This window comes from Luteibacter sp. SVR4-7G (genome assembly GCF_056755555.1).
The window spans coordinates 1-20,647 of record NZ_JBPGXO010000030.1 but is presented as its reverse complement, the minus strand read 5'-3'; the positions used below and the strand labels follow the sequence as shown (position 1 = coordinate 20,647).

General features: G+C 66.9%; 20 protein-coding genes. 8 read left to right on the top strand and 12 right to left on the bottom strand.

Annotation, left to right across the window (positions count from 1 at the left end; translation table 11 throughout):
* Positions 1–30: 30 nt before the first annotated feature.
* Positions 31–1,638, bottom strand: a complete 1,608-nt coding sequence (locus ACR9ZH_RS12445) for an electron transfer flavoprotein-ubiquinone oxidoreductase (protein ID WP_481291067.1) — start codon at positions 1,636–1,638, stop codon at positions 31–33.
* Between the two features lie 159 nt (positions 1,639–1,797).
* Here ACR9ZH_RS12445 and ACR9ZH_RS12440 point away from each other — a divergent pair, with 159 nt between their 5' ends.
* Both ACR9ZH_RS12440 and ACR9ZH_RS12435 read left to right on the top strand, forming a co-directional pair.
* Positions 1,798–3,198 (top strand): amidase, encoded by a 1,401-nt coding sequence (locus ACR9ZH_RS12440; protein WP_481291066.1) that lies wholly within the window; start codon positions 1,798–1,800, stop codon positions 3,196–3,198.
* 22 nt (positions 3,199–3,220) lie between these two features.
* Positions 3,221–3,823 (top strand): alpha-ketoglutarate-dependent dioxygenase AlkB family protein, encoded by a 603-nt coding sequence (locus ACR9ZH_RS12435; RefSeq protein WP_481291065.1) that lies wholly within the window; start codon positions 3,221–3,223, stop codon positions 3,821–3,823.
* A 98-nt stretch (positions 3,824–3,921) separates the two neighbouring features.
* Here ACR9ZH_RS12435 and ACR9ZH_RS12430 read toward each other — a convergent pair whose 3' ends face one another.
* Genes ACR9ZH_RS12430 through ACR9ZH_RS12415 form a run of 4 tightly spaced genes read right to left on the bottom strand, consistent with a single transcriptional unit; the run spans position 3,922 to position 7,400 of the window.
* Positions 3,922–4,521, bottom strand: a complete 600-nt coding sequence (locus ACR9ZH_RS12430) for an ABC-type transport auxiliary lipoprotein family protein (protein WP_481291064.1) — start codon at positions 4,519–4,521, stop codon at positions 3,922–3,924.
* Positions 4,518–5,456 (bottom strand): MlaD family protein, encoded by a 939-nt coding sequence (locus ACR9ZH_RS12425; protein WP_481291063.1) that lies wholly within the window; start codon positions 5,454–5,456, stop codon positions 4,518–4,520. The genes ACR9ZH_RS12430 and ACR9ZH_RS12425 overlap by 4 nt, the downstream gene beginning before the upstream one ends.
* A gap of 4 nt (positions 5,457–5,460) precedes the next feature.
* Positions 5,461–6,261 (bottom strand): ABC transporter ATP-binding protein, encoded by an 801-nt coding sequence (locus ACR9ZH_RS12420; protein WP_481291062.1) that lies wholly within the window; start codon positions 6,259–6,261, stop codon positions 5,461–5,463.
* A complete protein-coding gene (locus tag ACR9ZH_RS12415) occupies positions 6,258–7,400 on the bottom strand; it encodes an MlaE family ABC transporter permease (RefSeq protein ID WP_481291061.1) in 1,143 nt (380 codons plus the stop codon). The genes ACR9ZH_RS12420 and ACR9ZH_RS12415 overlap by 4 nt, the downstream gene beginning before the upstream one ends.
* A gap of 116 nt (positions 7,401–7,516) precedes the next feature.
* Between ACR9ZH_RS12415 and gcvT the strand changes: the two genes are divergently transcribed.
* A complete protein-coding gene (gene gcvT, locus ACR9ZH_RS12410; protein ID WP_481291060.1) occupies positions 7,517–8,623 on the top strand; it encodes a glycine cleavage system aminomethyltransferase GcvT in 1,107 nt (368 codons plus the stop codon).
* A 41-nt stretch (positions 8,624–8,664) separates the two neighbouring features.
* On the opposite strand, the gene ACR9ZH_RS12405 is transcribed toward gcvT, so the two are convergent.
* Positions 8,665–9,870: a DUF3103 family protein gene (locus ACR9ZH_RS12405; protein ID WP_481291059.1), complete on the bottom strand. Its 1,206-nt coding sequence runs from the start codon at positions 9,868–9,870 to the stop codon at positions 8,665–8,667.
* Positions 9,871–10,113: 243 nt separating this feature from the next.
* Between ACR9ZH_RS12405 and gcvH the strand changes: the two genes are divergently transcribed.
* The 3 genes from gcvH (at position 10,114) to ACR9ZH_RS12390 (ending at position 12,812) form a co-directional block, all read left to right on the top strand.
* Positions 10,114–10,512: a glycine cleavage system protein GcvH gene (gene gcvH, locus ACR9ZH_RS12400; protein ID WP_481291058.1), complete on the top strand. Its 399-nt coding sequence runs from the start codon at positions 10,114–10,116 to the stop codon at positions 10,510–10,512.
* Positions 10,513–10,945: 433 nt separating this feature from the next.
* On the top strand, positions 10,946–11,536 hold the full coding sequence (gene metJ, locus ACR9ZH_RS12395; RefSeq protein WP_481291057.1) for a met regulon transcriptional regulator MetJ: 591 nt from the start codon (positions 10,946–10,948) through the stop codon (positions 11,534–11,536).
* 256 nt (positions 11,537–11,792) lie between these two features.
* Positions 11,793–12,812 carry an energy transducer TonB gene (locus ACR9ZH_RS12390; RefSeq protein WP_481291056.1) on the top strand — a complete coding sequence of 340 codons (1,020 nt, stop codon included), beginning with the start codon at positions 11,793–11,795 and terminating at the stop codon, positions 12,810–12,812.
* Positions 12,813–12,862: 50 nt separating this feature from the next.
* On the opposite strand, the gene ACR9ZH_RS12385 is transcribed toward ACR9ZH_RS12390, so the two are convergent.
* Positions 12,863–14,215 carry a serine hydrolase domain-containing protein gene (locus ACR9ZH_RS12385; RefSeq protein ID WP_481291055.1) on the bottom strand — a complete coding sequence of 451 codons (1,353 nt, stop codon included), beginning with the start codon at positions 14,213–14,215 and terminating at the stop codon, positions 12,863–12,865.
* Between the two features lie 154 nt (positions 14,216–14,369).
* Here ACR9ZH_RS12385 and ACR9ZH_RS12380 point away from each other — a divergent pair, with 154 nt between their 5' ends.
* Positions 14,370–15,674 carry an NTP/NDP exchange transporter gene (locus ACR9ZH_RS12380; protein WP_481291054.1) on the top strand — a complete coding sequence of 435 codons (1,305 nt, stop codon included), beginning with the start codon at positions 14,370–14,372 and terminating at the stop codon, positions 15,672–15,674.
* Here ACR9ZH_RS12380 and ACR9ZH_RS12375 read toward each other — a convergent pair.
* From ACR9ZH_RS12375 to mtgA, 5 genes are read right to left on the bottom strand one after another with little or no spacing between them, the layout of a single operon-like run.
* Complete coding sequence (locus ACR9ZH_RS12375; RefSeq protein ID WP_481291053.1) at positions 15,656–16,087, bottom strand: CBS domain-containing protein; 432 nt, start codon at positions 16,085–16,087, stop codon at positions 15,656–15,658. The genes ACR9ZH_RS12380 and ACR9ZH_RS12375 overlap by 19 nt on opposite strands.
* 46 nt (positions 16,088–16,133) lie before the next feature.
* Positions 16,134–16,952 (bottom strand): polysaccharide deacetylase family protein, encoded by an 819-nt coding sequence (locus tag ACR9ZH_RS12370; RefSeq protein WP_481291052.1) that lies wholly within the window; start codon positions 16,950–16,952, stop codon positions 16,134–16,136.
* On the bottom strand, positions 16,949–17,734 hold the full coding sequence (locus ACR9ZH_RS12365; RefSeq protein WP_481291051.1) for a formyltransferase family protein: 786 nt from the start codon (positions 17,732–17,734) through the stop codon (positions 16,949–16,951). Before ACR9ZH_RS12365 ends, ACR9ZH_RS12370 begins: the two co-directional genes overlap by 4 nt.
* A gap of 25 nt (positions 17,735–17,759) precedes the next feature.
* Positions 17,760–18,731 (bottom strand): glycosyltransferase family 2 protein, encoded by a 972-nt coding sequence (locus tag ACR9ZH_RS12360; protein ID WP_481291050.1) that lies wholly within the window; start codon positions 18,729–18,731, stop codon positions 17,760–17,762.
* A gap of 7 nt (positions 18,732–18,738) precedes the next feature.
* The gene (mtgA, locus tag ACR9ZH_RS12355) at positions 18,739–19,479 is read right to left on the bottom strand and encodes a monofunctional biosynthetic peptidoglycan transglycosylase (protein ID WP_481291049.1); all 741 of its coding nucleotides are present in this window, start codon (positions 19,477–19,479) and stop codon (positions 18,739–18,741) included.
* A gap of 106 nt (positions 19,480–19,585) precedes the next feature.
* On the opposite strand from mtgA, the gene hslO reads away from it, so the two are divergent.
* Complete coding sequence (gene hslO / locus ACR9ZH_RS12350) at positions 19,586–20,506, top strand: Hsp33 family molecular chaperone HslO (protein WP_481291048.1); 921 nt, start codon at positions 19,586–19,588, stop codon at positions 20,504–20,506.
* Positions 20,507–20,647: the final 141 nt, after the last annotated feature.

Below are 20,647 nucleotides of genomic sequence, written 5' to 3'. Positions count from 1 at the left end.
AGCCGAGCCATCCCAGGCGGGCGCGCATGCTCAGAGATTCTGGTAATTCGGCCCGGACCCACCCTCGGGCGTCACCCAGGTGATGATCTGGTACGGGTCCTTGATGTCGCACGTCTTGCAATGCACGCAGTTCGCCGCGTTGATCTGCAGGCGCCGTCCCGCTTCGTCCTGCACGATCTCGTAGACGCCGGCCGGGCAGAAGCGCTGGCAGGGATTGCCGTATTCCGTCGTGCAGCGATCGATGCAGATCGAGGTATCGGCCACCTTCAGGTGTACCGGCTGGTCCTCGTCGTGCTCGGTCGCGGCGAAATACACGCTGGCGAGGCGGTCGCGTGGGGCGAGGGTGCGTTCCACGTAATCCTTCTTCGGGGCCTCGTACCGGTCGAGCCTGCCCAGCGAGGACCAGTCCGCGTGGTTCTTCAGGGTCCACGGCGAGCGGCCGAAGGTGATGGTCTCCCAGGCGGCATTGGCGAGGCCCCACCACATGCCCTTGTTGAAGCCGGGACGGATGTTCCGCACCTTCTTCAGCTCGTGCATCACCGCCGATCCGCGCAGCTTCGCGTCCCAGCCGGCGGTATCGAAGTTCGTCGCCATGAGGTGCTCGGCGGCAAGCATCGCCGAAGCGATGGCCTGGTGGGTGCCCTTGATCTTCGGCACGTTGACCAGGCCCGCGGCGTCGCCGATGAGGATGGCGCCGGGCATCTCCACCTTCGGCAGCGACTGGTAGCCGCCCTCGATGATCGCGCGGGAACCCGCGGACACGATGCTGCCGCCTTCCAGCAGGTCCTTCACGTGCGGATGGTGCTTGAACTGCTGGAAGGCCTCGAACGGCGAGAAGTTCGGATCGGGATAATCCAGGCCGACCACGAAGCCGACCGCCACGCGATCCTTGTCCAGGTGGTACAGGAAGCTGCCGCCGTAGACGTCGCTGGGCAGCGGCCAGCCGACGGTATGCACGACCTTGCCCGGCGTGCCGCGGCCTGGCGGCAGCTGCCAGAGTTCCTTGAGGCCGATACCGTAGGTTTGCGGGTCGCTGCCGGCGTCCAGGTCGAACTTCTTGATCAGCGTCTTGCTTATGTGGCCACGGCAGCCTTCGGAGAGCACGGTCGCCTTCGCGCGGATGTCGATGCCCTCGGTGTAGCCGGGCTTGTGCGAGCCGTCGCGCGCGATGCCCATGTCGCCGATGCGCACGCCTGCCACGGCACCGTTCTCGTCGAACAGTGCCTCGGCGGCCGCGTAACCAGGAAACACGTCCACGCCGAGGGCTTCCGCCTGCGGAGCCAGCCATGCGCAGAGCGCCCCGAGGCTTACGACGAAATTGCCGTGGTTGTTCATCTGCGGCGGCGCCATCGGCATCTTCATGCCGGAAGCGTGGTCGCGCAGGATCCAGAACTCGTCCTTGGTCACCGGCTGGCAGACCGGCGGCGGGTTGTCGCGCCAGCCGGGCAGCAGGCGGTCGAGCGGCGCCGGCTCGATCACCGCGCCGGAGAGGATCTGCGCACCGATCGTGGAGGCCTTCTCAATCACGCAGACCGAAACCTCCGGATTGAGCTGCTTCGTACGGATCGCGAACGCGAGCCCGGCAGGGCCGGCCCCGACGACGACGAGGTCGTATTCCATGGTTTCGCGTTCGCTCATGGCTGGCTCACTCAACGGCTGGCTGCGGAATCAACCCGGTATTGTCCGGTTTCGCCGGGAACGGGGCAAATCGGTGTTTCAAACGGCTTGGCGGTCCCCTTGGGGTTGCACGATCTTCACATGTCACGTTCATAATCCTCCCAAGCACAAGGAGAGTTCATGAACACGATGCCGCCGGTCGCCGATGTCGACATGCGCCGCGCCACCCTGTTGCAGATCCTGCATTGGCTAGCCATCGGGCGGGTCCAGCCACAGGCTCTTTCCGACGTGTACCAGGACGCCATCGAGCGTCTCAATCCCCGGCTCAACGCCTATGTGGATTTCAGCGTCTCGCTGATCCAGGAACAGGCGCTGTCGGCAGACCGCCGGCGCCGCGACGGTGTGATCGGCCGCCTCGACGGCCTGCCGCTTGCGATCAAGGACAACTTCGACGTCGCCGGCGTGCCGACCCGCGCCGGCATGCGCCGGCGCACCGTCGTTCCCCAGCAGGACGCCCACGTCGTCTCCCGGTTGCGTGCCTCGGGCGCGGTGCTGCTGGGCAAGACGAACATGGACGAGGGCGCGCTCGGCCTCGTCACGAACAATCCCTTCCATGGCGCAACGCACAATCCGCATCGCCTCGGATACACCGCGGGCGGATCGTCGGGAGGTGCGGCGGCGGCCGTGGCGGCCGGTCTCGCCGTGGTCGCGATCGGTTCGGACACGCTCGGCTCGATACGCGTGCCCGCGAGCTACTGCGGTGTCTACGCGCTGAAACCCACGCATGGGGAGATCTCTGCCCGGGGCCTCGTGCCTGCGGCGCGCCGTCTCGACGCCGTGGGCCTGCTGGCACGGGGAGTGGACGACCTCACCGTCCTGCTGCAGACCCTCGCCGGTTACGACGCGGACGACGCCCGTTCGCGCCGCCGCCGCGTGGCCTTCTCGCCGCCGGACTGGGAGCCGGGCAACCTGCGCGCCGGGTTCCTCCCCGACCTGGCTGCGGTCGGTGTCGAGAAGGACGTCATCGACGTGTTCGAAGATGCCCTGTCCAAACTGCAGGGTGAGCTCGGCGAGCGCCGCATGGTCGATTTCTCCGACTGGGATTTCGCCCGCACCCGCCGCGCCGGCCTGCTGTTGATGGAGGCGGAAATGCTCAACACGTTCGCCTCCGAACTCGCCGACGAGGCCTATCCGGTATCGCCCGGCTTCCGCGACATGGTCGGCTTCGCGGCCAGGAAGTCGGCGGCCGATTACGCCACGGCCGACCTGGTGCTGGATGCGGCCACCCTGAAGATGCGCCGCCTGTTCGCAAAGGTCGATGTCCTCGTGCTTCCGACCACGCCGCAGGGTGCGTTCCCCCTCGACGGTCCGGTGCCTTCGTCGCAAGCCGACCTGTGTGCCTTCGCCAGCCTCGCCGGTTGTCCGGCCGTGAGCATTCCGATGGGCACGTTGCCGAACGGCATGCCGGTCGGGCTGCAACTGGTCGGTGCCCGCGGTTCCGACCTGCGCCTGCTCGAGCTCGCCGGCGTCTGCGCGTCTTCGCTCGACGCCGCGCCGGCCTACCCGGTCGAGCCGGCCTGAGTGGGAGCCGCGCGTCCCTGCAATGGACGACCATAGCGTGCCCTCCGGATGGTCCCGCATCGAGCTGCCCGGCGCTGACGTGACCTTCGCCGCGCACTGGCTTGCGCAGGGGGAAGCCGACCGGCTGCTTTCGGCTTTTATGGTCGAGTTACCGTGGGAAGTGCACCGCATCCGGATGTTCGGGCGCGTCGTCGACTCGCCACGGCTCAGCGCCTGGATCGGCGACGAGGACGCGACGTATCGTTACTCCGGCACGCGCTTCGTACCGCATCCCTGGACGCCTGCCCTGCTCGGGTTGCGCGATCGCGCGGCCGAAGCGTGCGGTGCCTCGTTCAACAGCGTGCTCGCGAACCTGTATCGCGACGGTACCGATCGCATGGGCTGGCACAGCGACGACGAGTCGGAACTGGGCAGGAACCCGGTGATCGCATCGCTCAGCCTCGGCGCGGAGCGGACGTTCCGTTTCCGCGCCAAAGCGGGCGGCGAGCCGGTGTCGATCGAGCTGGGCCACGGTAGCCTGCTGCGCATGGCCGGCGCCACGCAGCATCTCTACAAGCACGACCTGCCGGTGCGCAAACGAACCAACGGCCCCCGCATAAACCTCACCTTCCGCCAGATCCGGTAGGAGCGCGCCTGCGCGCGACATCTTTTGAGGCCGTGCCTTAGGGCTGGCGCGCCTGCTTTGGGACTGGCGCGAAAAGCTGTCGCGCGCATGGCGCGCTCCTACCGGGCGGTCTGCAAGGTCCAGCCCACGACTTCCCCGGTCACCTTGTCCATCGCCCGCCCGAATGCCTCGACGACCTGCGGCACTTCCTTCCCGTCCACGGCCTCGTGCACCTCGAAGCGCCGGCTCCCCACGATACGGTGCTTGTGCGTATCGGCGAGCACCGCGTCGTAGCGGATCACTACCTCAGGCTTCCCGCTGGAATATTCGGTCTGGAAGGCGCCGAGTCCGCCACCAAGCTCGTAGTCGGCGGCGAGATCGCTGTCGTCCGTGCTGAGTGCCTGCACGCGCCCGCTGTCGCGGAAGCCATCGGCCAGCCTGTCGCGGAAGATTTTCGGCATGGTGTCGGACCAGCGCGCACCGGCATACACCGTGATCGTGTTCGCTTCCGGGACGACGGCGATGCGCGAGTTATCGAGGGCACGTGGCGCGTTTGGCGCGGCGATGCGCAGCGCCCAGTTCACCGGCGCAGCCGCTGCGGGTCGCGCACCCGGTGCCGCGGGCAGCGTGAAGATGCGGGGCGTCTCCGGCTTGGGCAGGATCGAGCACGCCGACAGCAGCGCGAAGAACAGCGGGACGGCGAGGCGGGCTCGGCTCATGGGGTGAACTCCTTGGTGTTCTCGCGGCCGAACAGGTAGCCGCTGGGATTCTCGTCGAGCCGGCGGGTGATGGAACGGAGCGAGCCGAGCGTGTCGCGCAGTTCGTGCAGGGCCGGACCGAGCTGCCCCAGGCTCGCCGCCCCGCCGCTGATCGCATCGTTGTTGTCGTTGAGCAGGCGGTCGATCGTCGCCGTCGAGTGTTCCAGCGAGGCCATGGCGCGCTGCGCGCTTTCCAGTGTGGCCTTGCCCTGGCCCTCGACCAGCCCGTTCGCATTGCGCACCAGCGCATGACTCTCGGCGAGGGTCTCGTTGGCCTGCCGCGTCGCCAGGGTCAGCTGCTTGATCAACGAACGGATGTCCTCGCGCTCGTCGGCGATCACGCCAGTGGTCTTGTCGAGGTGGTCGAGCGTGCGTTCGATGGCATGCACGTTCTCCTTCGACAGAAGCTGGCTGGCCCGCGCCGCCGCCTGGTTGATGTTGGTGATGAGGTCCTCACCGTTGGCGAGGATGCGCGAGAGCGGCGAAGGATCGGCGACGATCACCGGCACCTCGCCATCGTGACCCACCAGCGGCGGACTGCCTGGCGAGCCACCGGAAAGCTGGATGATGGCCACGCCGGTCACCCCGGTGAGTGCGAGCTTGGCGTGGGTATCCTTGCGCAGCGGTGTATCGCCCGACACGCGGATGCGGGCGAGCACGCGCCGCGGGTCTTCCGGATCCAGGCGCAGCTGCATCACGTCGCCCAGGCGGATGCCGTTGTACTGCACGGCACCTCCCCGCGAGAGGCCAGTCACCGCCTCGTTGAACACCACGTCGTAGTAGTTCCATTCCTGATCGGAATGCGCCTTGGCCAGCCAGACGCCGAAGCCCAGGCCGAAGAGCACGACGAGGACGGTGAACAGTCCGATGAGGATGTGATGGGCACGTGTTTCCATAGCTTCAGCCTCGATGGGCGGCGAGGGCGGCCGCGCGGCCGCGCGGTCCGTTGAAATACGCCTGTACCCAGGCATCGTCCGTCCGCGCCACCTCGTCGATAGGCGCAGCGGCGAGCACGCGCCGTTGCGAGAGCACGGCGACGCGATCGCAGGTGGAGTACAGGGTGTCGAGGTCGTGGGTCACGAGGAACACGGTGAGCCCCAGCGCATTGCGCAGGGTGACGATGAGGCTGTCGAACGCGGCGGCGCTGATCGGGTCCAGCCCGGCGGTCGGCTCGTCGAGGAAGAGTATCTCGGGATCCAGCGCGAGCGCACGCGCGAGCGCCGCACGCTTGATCATGCCGCCCGAGAGTTGCGAAGGATGCTTGCGGCCGGCATCGACCGGCAGGCCGGCGAGCGCGAGTTTCACGCCGGCCAGCCGCTGCGCATCCACGCGCGGAAGCCCGGCGTGCTCGACCAGGGGCAGGGCCACGTTTTCCGCGACGGTCAGCGAGGAAAATAGCGCGCCGCTCTGGAACAGCACGCCGAAGCGGCGTTCTACCCGCGAGCGCCGCTCCTCGGGCAGGGACAGCAGGTTCTCGCCGAACACGCGCACCTCGCCCGCCACGGGGCGCATCAGTCCCACGATCGTCCGCAGCAGCACCGACTTGCCGGTACCGGAGCCGCCGACGATGCCGATGATCTCGCCGCGATAGACGTCGAGGTCCAGGTTCTCGTGCACCGTCTGCGTGCCGAAGCGGTTGACCAGGCCACGAACCTGGATCACGGTCTCCCGCGGGACTTCAGGCAGGGTCTCCGCGTTCACCAGCCCATCTCCATATAGAAGAGGGCCGCCACCGCGTCGAGCAGGATCACCACGAAGATCGACTGCACCACGGCCGAGGTGGTGTGCTCGCCGACCGACTGCGCGCTCCCGGCGACCTTGAAGCCTTCCATGCAGCCGATCACGGAGATCATGAAGGCGAACACCGGAGCCTTCGCCATGCCGACCAGGAACTGGCTGAGCGACATGCCTGCCTGGAATGTGGTCAGGAACATCGACGGCGACATCTTCAGCACCGCCATGCAGACCACCGCGCCGCCGGCGATGCCCGCGATCATCGCGAGGAAGGTAAGCAGGGGCAGGGCGATCAGGAGGGCGAGCACCCGGGGCAGCACCAGCAGTTCCACAGGATCGAGGCCCAATGTGCGGATGGCGTCGATTTCCTCCCGCGACTTCATCGAGCCGATCTGCGCGGTAAAGGCGCTGGCCGTCCGCCCGGCGAGGAGGATGGCGGTGAGCAGCACGCCAAATTCGCGGAGGAAGGCAAAGCCGATGAGGTCCACCGTGAACAGGCTGGCGCCGTAGCTCGCCAGCGCGGTGGAGCCGAGGAAGGCCACCACGCAGCCGACCATGAAGGAGAGCAGCGCCAGGATGGGCACGGCGTCGAGGCCGGTCTGCTCGATGTGCGACACGAGGGAAGTCACCCGCCAGCGACCCGGTCGCCACGCCGTGGCCAGGAAGCCCTGCAGCGTGATGCCGATGAAAGCGAGCAGCTTGGCCGTCTGCTTCCAGAACGATTGCATGCCCCGGCCGATGCGCTCGAGCAGCACCACGAAGCCGGCATCCCGCGGCCGCTTCACGCCGGTGCAGTAGGTGTCGATCGCGTCGCCCACCGTCTTGAGGAGGGCGCGCCGTGCCGGGGCCAGCGCTTCGTCCTGCGCGAGCGCCTGGGTGCGCGAACTGCCTAGCAGTTCGGCGATGACGAAGGCCCCGGAGGTATCCAGGGCGCCCAGGCGGGCGATGTCGATCGCGATGCCGGCGTCGACGCTCCCGGCCAGTTCGCCCGCCCGCCGCTGCAGCGCACTGTAGTGCGGCAGCGTCCAGTCGCCGGCGAGGACCAGCCGTGCGCCGTCCGCATCGCGGGTCAAGGTCGCCGAGCCGGGGAGGGATGCTGTCGCCATGGAAGAAGGCTAGCAGGACTCGGTGTCCGCTTGTCTTGGCCCACATTGGCCTTCCGGGGCCGCGGGCCCGATAATGGGAGGCTGTTCCCCGCCGCCCATCCCTGCAAGGTACGCCGATGACCGACAAGACCGAACTCAACGCCTCCCACCGCGAGCTGGGTGCCCGCATGGTCGACTTCGGCGGCTGGGACATGCCCATCGCCTACGGCTCGCAGATCGAAGAGCACCACGCCGTGCGCCGGGATGCGGGCATGTTCGACGTCTCCCACATGACCGTGGTGGACCTTCACGGCGAGCGGACCCGCGAATTCCTCCGCAAGCTGGTCGCGAACAACGTCGACAAGCTGGCGAAGCCGGGCAAGGCCCTGTACACCTGCATGCTCGACGAGAACGGCGGTGTCGTCGACGACCTCATCGTGTATTTCCTCCGCGAAGACTTCTTCCGCCTGGTGGTGAACGCCGCCACCCGCGCAAAGGACCTTGCCTGGATCGGCAAACAGGCGGTCGCCTTCGGCGTGACCGTGCGCGAGCGTTCCGAGTTCGGCATGATCGCCGTGCAGGGTCCGAACGCCCGCGAGAAGCTGATCGGACTGTTGCCGGAGGAAGCGCGCGAGAAGGCGCGCAAGCTCGGCAAGTTCGCTGCGATCGAAATCGAAGGACCCGAGGGCATGCCGCTCTTCCTCGCCCGCACCGGTTATACCGGGGAAGACGGCTTCGAGGTGGTGGTGCCCAATACGCGCGTGGTTGAACTGTGGAACCTGTTGCGCGAAGCGGGCGTGGCGCCGGCGGGCCTGGGCGCGCGCGATACGCTTCGCCTCGAAGCCGGCATGAACCTCTACGGCCAGGACATGGACGAGACGGTCACCCCGTGGGAGGCCTCGCTCGCCTGGACGGTCTCCCTCGACGACGGCCGTGACTTCATCGGGCGCGCGGCGCTCGAGAAGCAGAAGGCCGACGGCGTGCCGCGGGTCATGGTAGGTCTGGTCATGGACGACAAGGGCGTGCTTCGCCACGGCCAGAAGGTGCTTACCGCCGCCGGCGACGGCGAGATCCTTTCCGGCGGCTTCGCGCCGACGCTGGGCAAGTCGGTGGCTTTTGCCCGCGTTCCGGCCGGCGAGCTGGGCGAGGTCCGCGTGGACATCCGCGGTCGCGAGGTGCCGGTGCGCGTGGTGAAGTTCCCCTTCGTCCGTGACGGCCAGCCGATGCCGGGCATCGTCGACTGATGGCAGGAAAGAAGGGCGGCCTGGCCGCCCTTCTTCTTGGATCAGTGGCCCTTCATCGCTTCCTTGCGCGCGTCATTCGTCTTGTCCACCGCCTCCTTCAGTTGTTGCGCGCCGGCAACGTAAGGCTTGAGTCCGACCTTTGCCCACCCACGGGCACCTACCAGGGGTTCCTCGCGCGTGGAGCTGGTGCCGCGCTCGATCACGTAGAAGGAATCGATGTAGTCCGCCGAATTCTGGAACCACTTCCCTGGCATCGCCTTGATGATCTCGCTGGCGATCTTGGAGATCCCGGCGATGATGACGGCAGGCTGTGCGCCCGGCGAAACGAGGAGGGAGAGGTCGCCGACGGCGTCGATGACCTTGGTGACCATGTCCTTGAAGTTGGTGTCGCCGTCGTCCTCGAAGATCTGCACGTTCACGTAGTTGGCGGCGAAATTTCTCCAGGCGATCAGGTCCTGCCTCGGGGCGTACCAGCGCTTGTCGTGGTCCAGCCAGGGCATGTCGACGTTGACGATCTCGACCTTGCCCTCGGGATTCACGCCTGATACGACGGCGAAGATGTCGGCATCGCCGGCGGTGTTCGGTTCGCGATCGTCGGTGAGGTAGATATCGGTGAGGATCGTGAGGTCCTCCGTACCGGATGCACGGCGGGTGCCGGTCTGCTTCGCCTGCAGGCCTTCGCTGCGCATCACCTCGTTCATGACCTGGATGCCGGCGCTCATCGCCGCCCTGTTTTTCGACTCCACGATCAGCATCGGAACGGCCGGTGCGGCGTCGGCCGGGTAGCGGTGTTCCGTGCCGGAGGGGTCGTAGGCCACGAGCTCACGCTGCCGGGTCGCCGTGTTCTTCACGAGGGTCGCGGTCCAGACGTTCTTCACGTTCACCGCCGACAGGTCGTCCGCGCTGCCGGACAAGCGAACGTCGAGCAGTTCGCCGACGGCGCCGTCCAGTCCGCGCAGGCGAATCGCCTGACGGTCCAGATCGCGCAGCGTGTCGCTGACTTCCGTCTTGGCGGAGGCGTTGTCCGAAGCGTATTCGCGCAGGACATCGCCGAGCATGGCCTTGTTCTTGTTCAACTGGCCGCGCAGGGCTGCGCCGAAGGCCGGGTCGGCGACGAGGGTGGCGACGTTGCGGGCCGCTTCCTGGCGAGCCTCGGCGACCGAGGCGACTTCTGCCGCCATCAGCGGGGAGGACAGGACGAGCGCCAGGGCGCCGGCAACGAGCGTGGTTTTGAGGATCCGTTTCATGTGGGGTCTCCTTGATGGGGAATGTCGGCGTGCCACGAAGGGGGAAGGCAGCCGGCGGACGGCATCGATCAGCCGCGCATTCAAAGTAGATGCGCCGCCCGCGACCCACAGCAGGCGATGGCGTACTTTCATGTCAGCCGAGCTCCCGACAGCTGTGCCACCCGACGCTTTCCCGTAGCGCACTTACCGGTACAATCGGCCGACCCATCCTTAGACCCGTACCGAGACATCGAGGCCCGACCCATGAGCGATGAAATCCCTGGCGATCTGAAATTTGTGAAATCCCATGAGTGGGTCCGCGTCGAAAGCGACGGCACCGTCACCGTTGGCATCTCCCACCATGCCCAGGCCCAGCTCGGCGACCTGGTGTACGTCGAATTGCCGGAACTGGGCAGGTCGGTGAAGGCGGGCGACGGCACGGCCGTCGTCGAATCAGTCAAGGCCGCTTCGGATATCTACGCGCCGGTTTCGGGCGAGGTGATCGCCGTGAACGACGCGCTCTCCGACAAACCCGAAACGATCAACGAGGACGCCTACGGCGAAGGCTGGATCTTCAAGTTGCAGGTCCCCGACAGGAAAGAAATCGACGATCTGCTCTCGCCTGATGACTACGCCGAATTGATCGAAACCGAAGATCACTGATCCCCTTCGGCAAGCCCGATCCGATGCCGGTCGACCCTCGACCGGCATTTTTTTTGTCCCGAAGGGGGGCGGGACGAAATTTTTTTTTACCCCCAGTCGAACTTCGTTCATCCCCGGAATCGGTGTCCTTCGGTGCCTCGACGGACGTGACCGACGCGCAGCACCCGGCATCGTTGCGTTCACTCGCCGATTTCCACGACGAGCGAAAAACGCCTTTATTTATGATGTTTGCTGAACCCGATTAGGAGTCGCGTGTATTTAGTCGCGCCGTTGCAATGGTCGCCGACATGCTTCGCGAAGCACACCGACAGCCCTCCCGGCGCCCATCGAATCCGCCGCTCGCGATCCGCAAGGTCTTCAATTTAGTGCCAAAATTTATTGACAGCGGAAATGTTCAGGAATAGCTTTTGCGTCAATTGACGGGGAACCCGGAATGGAAACAGGAAAATTCATCAGGCCGTATGTGGAGCATGGTTCCAAAGCAGGGTCGGTTCGCAAGATCACAGTCTCGATTCCGCTGCATGTGCTCCGCCTGCTTTCCGATGAACGTACTCGCCGCCAGGTGAACAATTTGAGGCACGCTACGAACAGCGACCTGCTGGTCGAAGCGTTCCTCCACGCTTTTACTGGGCAACCACTGCCAACTGATGAGGAGCTGAGACGAACCATGGCCACTGCCAAGAAATCCACTGCCAAGAAATCCGCCGCCAAGAAGGCGACCCGCAAGTCCACCGCCAAGAAGACCTCCGCCCGCAAGTCGCCGGCGAAGAAGGCCTCGACCCGCAAGGTCGCGACCCGTAAGGCTGCTACCCGCAAGTCGCCGGCGAAGAAGGCCGCTGCGAAGAAGGGTGGCGCTCGCAAGACGTCCACCAGGAAGGTTGCCGCCAAGAAGGCTGTGAAGAAGGCCGTCCGCAAGGCCTCCGCCAAGAAGGCCACGCGCAAGGCTTCGCCGCGCAAGGCTGCTTCGAAGAAGGTCGCCGCCGCCAAGGTGGTCCGCGCGACCAAGGCCGCCAAGACCAAGTAAGCGTCACCTCCAATAAGAAAGTACGTTCTGCGAATTAGCTCCCCGCGGTGCCCAGCGCGGGGAGCCACTTCGAAGACTTGACCCCGGCCTGGCCGGGGTCGTTCGTTTCGGGGCCCCGAAAAGCTCCTAGACCGACGAACTGGATTCACGCGCCCATTACGGTTACCTTGTCGCCACATCGCGCTGCGGAAGACGGGGGGTCTTTCGCGTCAAGCCATCTGGGGGCGCGCGCCAGCGGAGTCCGTTCCGAACCGCCATGGATAACCAACGCCTGTCTTCGCGCCGCCTTGTGCGCGGCGCCGTCAATCCAGTCACGCTCGCCGTCGTCGCCATCGTCGTGGCCCTGGCGATCGCAGCGTGGTTCCTCATCATCCGGCCCTACCGCAACGCAGCCGCCGGCGTGACGCCCGTGCCCACCGCGGGGCAGAAGGCGGCCGCCGCCCGAGAAGCGCCACCGGCAAACGTCGACGCGCTCAGCGTCGACCAGCTGCTGGCCGAGGCGCGCACCGCGATGAACGAGCAGCGCCTCGTCGCCCCGGCCGGCAATAACGCTTTCGAGTTCTATATGAAGGTGCTGCAGAAGCAGCCCGGCAACCAGGTGGCCGCCGATGCCTTGCGCGAGACCTTCTCCTACGGTGCGGCCGCGACGGAGCAGACGATCAACCAGCGCGAGTTCAACGAGGCCCAGCGCGAGATCGATCTGCTCGCCAAGGCGGACCCGGAGAACTACACGCTGACCATCCTGCGTTCCAAACTCGACGCGCAGCGCAAGACGCTGGACCGCGAACAGCAGCAGGCACTGGATGCGCAGAAGGCGCAGCAACTCGCCCAGCAGAATGCTGCCGCGGCGGCGAAGCAGCAGGCCGAGCAGGCCGCCGAGGCACAGCGCCAGCAGGCTGCGCGCGAACAGGCGGCGCGCCTCGCCCAGCAGCAGGCACCCGCCGCCACCAACCGGCCGGCCGCTGCCGCAGCACCGGCGCCGCGTGCCGCGGAGGCGGATGCGATCAGCGACGCCGTCCTCGTCCGCCAGGTCAGCCCGCGTTATCCCACCGCGGCGATGCGCGCGAACCAGGAAGGCTGGGTCGACGTGGAACTCACCGTCGGCACCGACGGCACGGTAGGGAACGTCACGGTGGTGGATTCGCAGCCCAAGCACGTCTTCGACCGCTCCGCGATCGACGCCGTCAGCCGCTGGGAGTACAAGCCGGCCACGCGCAATGGCGAGCCGATGGCGGTGACGCTGCGGCGACGTCTGCAGTTCAACCTCGGCAGGTGAAACGAAAACGGCCCCGAGGGGCCGTTTCTTTTGTACCGGACGGGTCGGCCTCAGGGTTTCTTCTTTTTCGCGGGTACCTTCGATGCGGTTTTCTTCGGCGCCGCCTTGCCCTTGGCCTTCTTCACGGGAGCGGTCTTCGCCGCCACCGCTGCCGGCGCCGCCCGTACCGGGCCGTCGACGCCTGCCCAGTCGACACGCGGCAGGCCGAGCAGGCTGTCGAACACCATCGGCATCAGCCCCGCGGGCGTCGGGCCGGCGGCGTTCCACATGGTGACGACACCGGCGTGGTACTTGGGGAAAAAGCCGATCATGGTGCGATAACCCGAGACCGCACCCGCGTGGTAGACCAGGTCCTCGTTGGCGTACTTGAACACGCGCCAGCCCAGCGCGTAGTGCGCGTCGGTGACGCGCGCGCGGCGCCAAGGTTGCGAGCGCTCCTCGGACGGCGTCGCCACTTCCGGCGCATGCAGCACGTCGAGCAGCTGCGTGGGCAGGACGTCGGGACGGCCACCCATCTGCGCCATCAGCCACTGTTCCATGTCGCGCAGGCTGGCGTTCACGCCGGCCGCGGGTGCGACCCGGTAGTAGCTGTCGTTGGGCTCGTAAGGAATCCAGTGGTGCGGGCTGCCGCGATGTGGGCGCGCCCAGCTCTTGCTCGATTCGAGGGCATCGCGGCCGTAACTCGCGGTGGTCATGCCCAGCGGTGTGAAGATGCGCCGTTCCACCTGGCGGAAGAAATAGTCGCCGGTCTCCGCGAAGATCACGTCGCCGATCATGCTGAAGGCCACGTTCTGGTAGCCGTAGCATTCGCCGACCTTGCACGACAGGTCGACCTCGTCGAGCTTGCGCACCAGTTCCTCGTAGGGCGCATCCGATTCAAGCATCGCGTCGTAGGTGTTCCGCGGGAGGCCGAGGCGCTGGCCGAGGATGTCGCGCACGGTGGCCTGCTGGGCCGCCTGCATGTCCTTGAGCTTGAAGTAGGGAATGGTGTCGATCAGCTTGGTATCCCAGCTGAGGAATCCGGCGCGCACGAGCACGGCGGTGACGCCGGTGGCGAAGGCCTTGGACAGCGACGCCAGGCGGAACACCGTCTCGGGGGTGGCGGGCTCCCTGGTCTTCGCGTTCGCATAGCCTATGGCCCGTTCGTAGACCACCTTGTCGTCGACGATGACGGCGGTGACGACCGCAGGCGCGGCGTCGCGGGCCTCGACCACATCGAGCCAGCGTTTGTAGTTCTCGACGGTTTCCTTCACCCGTTCCGCCGGGATCTTCGCGGTGGTGGGATCCACGTGGACGACCGGCGGCTTCTGCGGATTGTTCTGTGGTGCGGCGGCTAGCGCGGAGGGAGCGGCCGTGGCGCAGGCGAGCGCGCAGGCGAGCAGGGACGCGGAACGAAACGACATGCTTTTCTCGCGGGCAGGGAACACCGGAAAGTCCGGTATCCGGCATTGTCTTTTACTTCCCGTCCCGCGACAACGGAGGGCCTCTTGACGACCCTGAACGGGACGCATGGCCGTGCTAGGCTTCGCACGCCGCCCCACCGGACATCCGGCCCTCGTGAACTTGCGATCGAACGCCGCCCGTAGCGGGGGAACGACCCTCGCCCTTTCGGTCACTTCCTTTTTCCTGGTATTGACCTCGTATTACGTCCTCCGGCCGCTCCGCGACCAGCTGGTGGGTGCCGCGGGATCATCGTCGTTGCCGATGTTCTACGCCATCGTCCTGGTCGTGATGCTGGCGCTGACGCCCGTGTTCGGCTGGCTGGTGTCGCGGTTCCGCAGGCGCAGGGTGCTCGTAGGCAGCTACCTGTTCTTCGTGGCGTGCCTGATCGCCTTCGTTCCCGCTTTTGCCGCGCAGGACCGGATCGGCGCGGTGGCCCTGGGCAGGGTCTTCTTCGTCTGGGTGAGTGTCTTCAACCTGTTCGTCGTGTCGCTCTTCTGGAGCTTCATGGCGGACGTGTACCGTGCCGTGCAGGCGCGTCTCATGTTCCCTTTCATCGCGTTCGGCGGCATGGCCGGCGCCCTGGCCGGTCCCTTGCTTACCCGGCTGCTGGTGCTGCGCCTCGGCGTCCCGGCGATGCTGGTCGTATCGGCGGCGATGCTGCTGCTGGCACTGGGGGCGCTGCTGGCGCTGTCCATCCGCGACGACGCAGCCGGCAATACGAGCGCCGAGGCGCTGGGCGGTTTGATCATGGAGGGCGCGAAGTCCGCGTTCACCCAACCGTTCCTGCGTTATATGGCCTTGCTGATGCTGCTCAGCGACGGCATCGCCACCATGGCCTATGCACTGATGGCGGACTATACGAAGACCCACTTCGTGGACAATGCGGCGCGCACGGCCTTTTACGCCAACCTCGACCTGTGGATCAACGGCCTCGGGGCGCTCCTGCAACTGACCCTTACGCCGCTCCTGATGCGCGGCCTGGGCACGGTGTGGGCATTGGTGCTTCCGTCGGTGGTGAACCTCGTGCTGCTGGTCTGGCTCGCCACGCATGGGCCCGACGAGGCCGTGTTGTTCGGCATGGCCGTTCCCGTGATCGCCATCGTGCAGGTAGCCACGCGTGGACTGACCTTTGGCATGTCCAAGCCTGCCGTCGATGCCCTGTATACGCGCATGCCGCGCGAGGCCCGCTACAAGGGGAAGAACTTCATCGAGACCGCCGTGTGGCGTTTCGGCGACCTGCTGGTCACCGGCGGCCTGCAGGGCCTGCGTGCCGTTGGCGTGGGCATCGCCGGCATCGGCCTCATCTGCGCGGGACTGGCCGCGATCGCCATCGAAGTGGCAAGGCGCGCGGCCACCTCCCCGGATCTCGCGCCGGAATCCGGGGATGCCGCGGAGAGCGATCAAGCGCCGACGATGTAGCTTTCCAGCTGGTTGATCGTCTCCCTCTGCTCGGAAATGGTGGCTTTCACGAGGTCTCCGATGGAGATCATGCCGGCGATGCGACCGCCGTCGAGCACCGGCAGGTGACGGAGGCGATTATCGGTGCACAAGCGCATGCAGTCGTCCACGCTGGCGTCGGGCCCGATGGTGACCACGGCCGACGTCATGATCTCGGCGACCGGCGTGTCCCGCGACGCCCGATCCTTGAGGATCACCTTGCGGGCGTAATCGCGCTCGGAAATGATGCCGACCAGTTCGTCGCCGCGGATCACGGCCAGGGCACCGACGTTCTTCTCGGCCATCAGCTCGAGGGCCTCGTAGACCGCCGCGTCCGGTGCGACCGCGTAGACCGCATTGCCCTTTTCTGCAAGGAGATGCTTGACCTGCTGCATGCTCGACTCCCGGGATGGCGCGGCCCGCCGCCGCGGTGGATGCAGTCTACTCCCGCGGCAGCGGGGCGGAGTCACGATTTGATGAAAGGCGGCCGTGCAGCAGTTGCGCGCGCGTGAAGCGGTACACCGGTCCCGCCCACCGCTTCAGCGGTTTCTTGACGTTCCAGGCCGTCCATTGCTTCAGTCGGGCTCCGCCGTCGCCCCTGGCAAGGGCCACGGCGGTCCGGACCGGCGATTCCCGCAGCAGGGCATAACGCCCCAGCACCGCGCACGGAGCCGCAAGACGGTGACGGGTGGTGGGCTCCGAGGTAAAGAGGACGCGTATGCCCGCCGCCGTGGCAGCGTCCAGCACAGCGGCCGACATGAAGCCGCCCGGCACGGAGGCGGTCCGGATCTCCTCGCCGAGCAATTGCTCGAGAAGATCGACGCTCCGCCGCCACTCCTCGCGCAGCGCCTGCGCATCGAGGCTGGCGATGTTCGCGGGATGCGTGTGCGAATGGCTGCCGATGAGGTGGCCGGCGCGGCGCATGGCGCGCAGGCCTTCGGCGTCGACGAAGCCGGGCGTGCCTATGCGGGCCGTGGTGACGAAGAAGCAACCGCGGACGTTCCGGCGCAGCAGGATCTTGCCGATGGCAGGCGCGCTGGCACCGCCGTCGTCGAAGGTCAGGAGGCAGCCCGCACGCCTTCCCCGGACGACGGCATCCGGTTCCGCGAAGGCCACTCCCGCGGCGAGGAGGCCGTCGAGATGGCTGATGAAGTCGGCGGTGTCCAGCTTGTAGTGAGCGGCGGCGCTGCCCGGGAAGCCACTCTCGTCCCAGCGGCCGTCCGCGATGACGTCGTGGTACATGAGCGTGGCCAGGCTCATCGGGCGGGTGCCAGGGCCGCGCGCTCGCGCACGGCGCGCTTCCAGCGCAGGTAACGGCTGAGCCATGGCTGTCCCCATGTGCCGCTCCGCCGGCCCGAGACGTCGACGGGCCGCGCTTCCCCGGCGACGATGTCGCGGATGCGCTGTGCGAGCACGTCGAGGTTCTCGAGGACCATGCGGTACTGCACCCGCACGTGCGACTCGCGCGACTCGTCGAAGGGATAGCTGAAATGGCCGTAGACCGGCCCGGTGTCGACACCCGCGTCGATGCGCAGCAAGGTAAGACCGACGCGGTCGAGATCCCGCTCCGCCAGGGCCCAGAAACAGCCGTGGGCGTTGCGGTACTCCGGGCAGGTGCCGGGATGCATGACCAGGCAGCCGTGGCGCGGGATGCGATAGATCTTTCGCGAGAGCAGCTGCTTGCTGCGGGCGATCATCGTGTCCGGCTTGCAGGTGCGCAGGAAGGCGGCCACGCGGGGGTCGTTGGCGCTCGAGACATGGAGTTCCGGCACGCCGTGGGTACGGCCGAAACGCGCCTGGAGCCCTGCCAGTGCATCGTCCAGCCAGGCCCGGTCGGCGGCGGCGAGCCGGAGCTTGTAATACAGGCGCATCGCGATGACGTCCAGGAAGCGCAGGGGGCCCACGCGCTGGAGTTCGCGGCGGACGCGCGCGCGCTTCTGCGCTCCGGTTTCCTCGATCAGGACGAGGCCGGCCAGATCGGAAAACGAGGCTAGCCACGCGGCGAGACCCTCACGGTCGAACGCGTCTTCGGCGTGGCACATCAATACGGTCCGCATGCCGCGGATTTTACTCCAGCCCCCCGGAGGGGCCGCGATCAGCCGAACGCCATAGGCCGCCCCGCCGCGATTCGACGTAGTAGAGCGGACGCCGTTTGGACTCGGCATAGGTCCTTCCCACGTATTCGCCGATCACGCCGAGGGCCAGCAACTGGGCGCCGCCGAGGAAGAGGATGACCACCATGAGGGTCGGGTAACCGCGCACCGGATCGCCCCACACCACGGCCTTGAGCATCACCCACAGGCCATAGAGGAAGGCCAGGGTCGCCGCGGAGACGCCGAGCCAGGTGGCCACGCGCAGCGGCGCGGTGGAGAACGACGTGATGCCCTCCACCGCCAGATTGGTCAGCCGCAGGTAGTTCCACTTCGTCGTGCCGGCGTAGCGGGGGTCGCGGTGGTAGGTCACGGCGATCTGGCGATAGCCGATCCAGGCGAACAGTCCTTTCATGAAGCGCTGCCGTTCGCGCAGCCCGCGAAGGGCTTCCACGGCGCGGCGCGAGAGCAGGCGGAAGTCGCCTGTATCGCGCGGCAGGGGCGTATCGGAGAGCCGTTCCATGACGCGGTAGAAGGCGGCCGAGGTGAACTTCTTCGTCCGGGTTTCCCCGGCGCGCTCGCCGCGGGTGGCATAGACGACGTCGTAGCCGTCGAGCCAGCGCGACACCAGCTCCGGGATGAGTTCCGGCGGATCCTGCAGGTCTGCATCGATGACGACGACGGCGTCGGCGTCGGCTTCGTCGAGGCCGGCCGTCATGGCGGCCTCCTTGCCGAAATTGCGCGAGAGGCGCATGGCCTCCACGCGTGGGTCTTCCTCGGCGAGCGCAGCGAGCATGGCCCACGTATCGTCGCTGCTGCCGTCGTCGACGTAGATGATCCGCGCTACGGCGTCGATGCCGTCAAGCACGCCGCCGAGCCGGGCGTGGAAGCTGCCGATCACCTGGGCTTCGTTATAGGCGGGTACGACGACGGCGAGCGAGAAGGACATGATGATCTCAGCGGACGTGTCCGGCGCCGGGCGCCGGTCGGGTGAGGTAGGAAGGGCCGCCGAGCTGCGCGGCCTGTCGCGCGATCCAAGCGGCGCGGCGCTGCACGTACGCGCTCGGCGCGTCGACGCGGAAGCGGCGCGGGTTGGGCAGCACGGCGGCAAGCCGCGCGGCCTGGCCGATGCCCAGGCGGTCGGGTGTGGTGTGGAAGAACACGTCGCTGGCCGCGCCGACGCCATAGATGCCGTCGCCGAGTTCGACGATGTTCATATAGACCTCCAGGATGCGCTGCTTCGGCCAGAAGGTTTCGATGAGCACCGTGAACCAGGCTTCCAGGCCCTTGCGCACGAAGCTGCGTCCGTTCCACAGGAAAAGGTTCTTGGCCACCTGCTGGCTGATCGTGCTCGCCCCGCGAAGGCGCTTGCCTTCATCGGCTGCGTCGATGGCATCCTGGATCGCATCCACGTCGAAGCCGTGGTGGAACGGGAACTTCTGGTCTTCGCCGGCGACCATGGCGATGCCCACCTGTGGCGAAATGCGCTCCCATGGCACCCAGCGATGACGGAACGTGAAATCGCGCTCACCGTGCACCAGCGCGCCCACGCGGCGCTCCATGATCGTCGCGCTGGTCCAGGGCGGCACGAAGCGCAGCGCGATCACGACGAAGCAGGACAGCGCCAGCCATGCGAGCAGCAGCAGGCCCGACAGGCGGGCGATCCGGCGGAGCGGCGTACGGAGCGTCGGACTCATGGCGGCGCGATGACAAAGGATGGCGCAGTATAAGGGCCAAGACGGCGGCAGGCTTGTCGGTGCCCGCGGGCGTCCCCATCTTCCGCTGGATCACCAGGAGACCGCCGTGACCGATTCGATCGTCGAAACCCTCGCTCCCGAAGACGTGCTGCACCGCTTCATGCTCGAGAAGGCGGGCGTGCGCGGCGTGCTGGTGCGACTCGGTGCCAGCTGGCACGAGATCGCCTCGCGTGCCGATTATCCGGCGGGCCTGCGCGACACCCTGGGGCAGGCCGTGGCCGCCAGCGCGCTGCTCACGGGCAACATCAAGTTCGAGGGCGCGCTTTCGCTCGAGTTCAAGAGCCAGGGGGCGTTGCGCCTGCTCTTCACCGAATGCACGGACAAGGGCCGCCTTCGTGGCCTTGCGCGTTACGACGCGCAGGCGCTGCCGTCGCGGGTGGAACTGGCCAACCTGCCGGAGGCGATGCTGGCGATCACCATCGGCCACGCCGAGCGCGGCCGTTACCAGGGCGTGGTACAGCTCGACGATACCGCGTCGATCGGGCAGGCGCTGGAGAACTACTTCGAGCGTTCCGAGCAGTTGCCCGCGCGCATCCTGCTGGCCGCTGACGGCGAGCACGCGGTGGGGCTGATGTTGCAGCCGGTGCCCGGGGAAGGCGGACACAGCGCCGCCGAGGACGACGACGATGCGTGGGCCCGCGTCGGGCATCTCACCGCGACGCTCAGCGCCAGCGAAATGCTCGCCACGCGCCCCGAGGAACTCCTCTACCGCCTCTACCATGAGGAAACGGTGCGGCTGTACGAGCCGAAACCGCTCGCTTTCGGCTGCACCTGCTCGCAGGAGCGGGTTGAGGGCATGCTGCGTGCGCTGGGGCGCAAGGAAGTAGAAGCGACGCTCGCGGACCGCGACGGCGAGATCGAGGTGATCTGCGAGTTCTGCGCCACCCGCTATGTCTTCGACCGCGTGGATGCCGAGCGCCTGCTGACCCAGGTAGAAACCCCGCCGTCACCCTCGACTCTGCAGTAGGAGCGCAAACCCGCGCGCGAAATCGTCTGAGAGCGTGTGTAGGAGCGCGCCTGCGCGCGACATCTTTTGAGGCCGTGCCTTGGAGCTCGCGCGCCAGCTTGGTGACTGGCGCGAAAAGATGTCTGTCTCTTATACACATCT

Bases quoted from the DNA above. Each gene is read 5' to 3' on its own strand.
- ACR9ZH_RS12445 (WP_481291067.1), bottom strand. From the start codon at position 1,638: ATGAGCGAACGCGAAACCATGGAATACGACCTCGTCGTCGTCGGGGCC.
- ACR9ZH_RS12440 (WP_481291066.1), top strand. From the start codon at position 1,798: ATGAACACGATGCCGCCGGTCGCCGATGTCGACATGCGCCGCGCCACC.
- ACR9ZH_RS12435 (WP_481291065.1), top strand. From the start codon at position 3,221: ATGGACGACCATAGCGTGCCCTCCGGATGGTCCCGCATCGAGCTGCCC.
- ACR9ZH_RS12430 (WP_481291064.1), bottom strand. From the start codon at position 4,521: ATGAGCCGAGCCCGCCTCGCCGTCCCGCTGTTCTTCGCGCTGCTGTCG.
- ACR9ZH_RS12425 (WP_481291063.1), bottom strand. From the start codon at position 5,456: ATGGAAACACGTGCCCATCACATCCTCATCGGACTGTTCACCGTCCTC.
- ACR9ZH_RS12415 (WP_481291061.1), bottom strand. From the start codon at position 7,400: ATGGCGACAGCATCCCTCCCCGGCTCGGCGACCTTGACCCGCGATGCG.
- gcvT (WP_481291060.1), top strand. From the start codon at position 7,517: ATGACCGACAAGACCGAACTCAACGCCTCCCACCGCGAGCTGGGTGCC.
- ACR9ZH_RS12405 (WP_481291059.1), bottom strand. From the start codon at position 9,870: ATGAAACGGATCCTCAAAACCACGCTCGTTGCCGGCGCCCTGGCGCTC.
- gcvH (WP_481291058.1), top strand. From the start codon at position 10,114: ATGAGCGATGAAATCCCTGGCGATCTGAAATTTGTGAAATCCCATGAG.
- metJ (WP_481291057.1), top strand. From the start codon at position 10,946: ATGGAAACAGGAAAATTCATCAGGCCGTATGTGGAGCATGGTTCCAAA.
- ACR9ZH_RS12390 (WP_481291056.1), top strand. From the start codon at position 11,793: ATGGATAACCAACGCCTGTCTTCGCGCCGCCTTGTGCGCGGCGCCGTC.
- ACR9ZH_RS12385 (WP_481291055.1), bottom strand. From the start codon at position 14,215: ATGTCGTTTCGTTCCGCGTCCCTGCTCGCCTGCGCGCTCGCCTGCGCC.
- ACR9ZH_RS12375 (WP_481291053.1), bottom strand. From the start codon at position 16,087: ATGCAGCAGGTCAAGCATCTCCTTGCAGAAAAGGGCAATGCGGTCTAC.
- ACR9ZH_RS12370 (WP_481291052.1), bottom strand. From the start codon at position 16,952: ATGAGCCTGGCCACGCTCATGTACCACGACGTCATCGCGGACGGCCGC.
- ACR9ZH_RS12365 (WP_481291051.1), bottom strand. From the start codon at position 17,734: ATGTGCCACGCCGAAGACGCGTTCGACCGTGAGGGTCTCGCCGCGTGG.
- ACR9ZH_RS12360 (WP_481291050.1), bottom strand. From the start codon at position 18,731: ATGTCCTTCTCGCTCGCCGTCGTCGTACCCGCCTATAACGAAGCCCAG.
- mtgA (WP_481291049.1), bottom strand. From the start codon at position 19,479: ATGAGTCCGACGCTCCGTACGCCGCTCCGCCGGATCGCCCGCCTGTCG.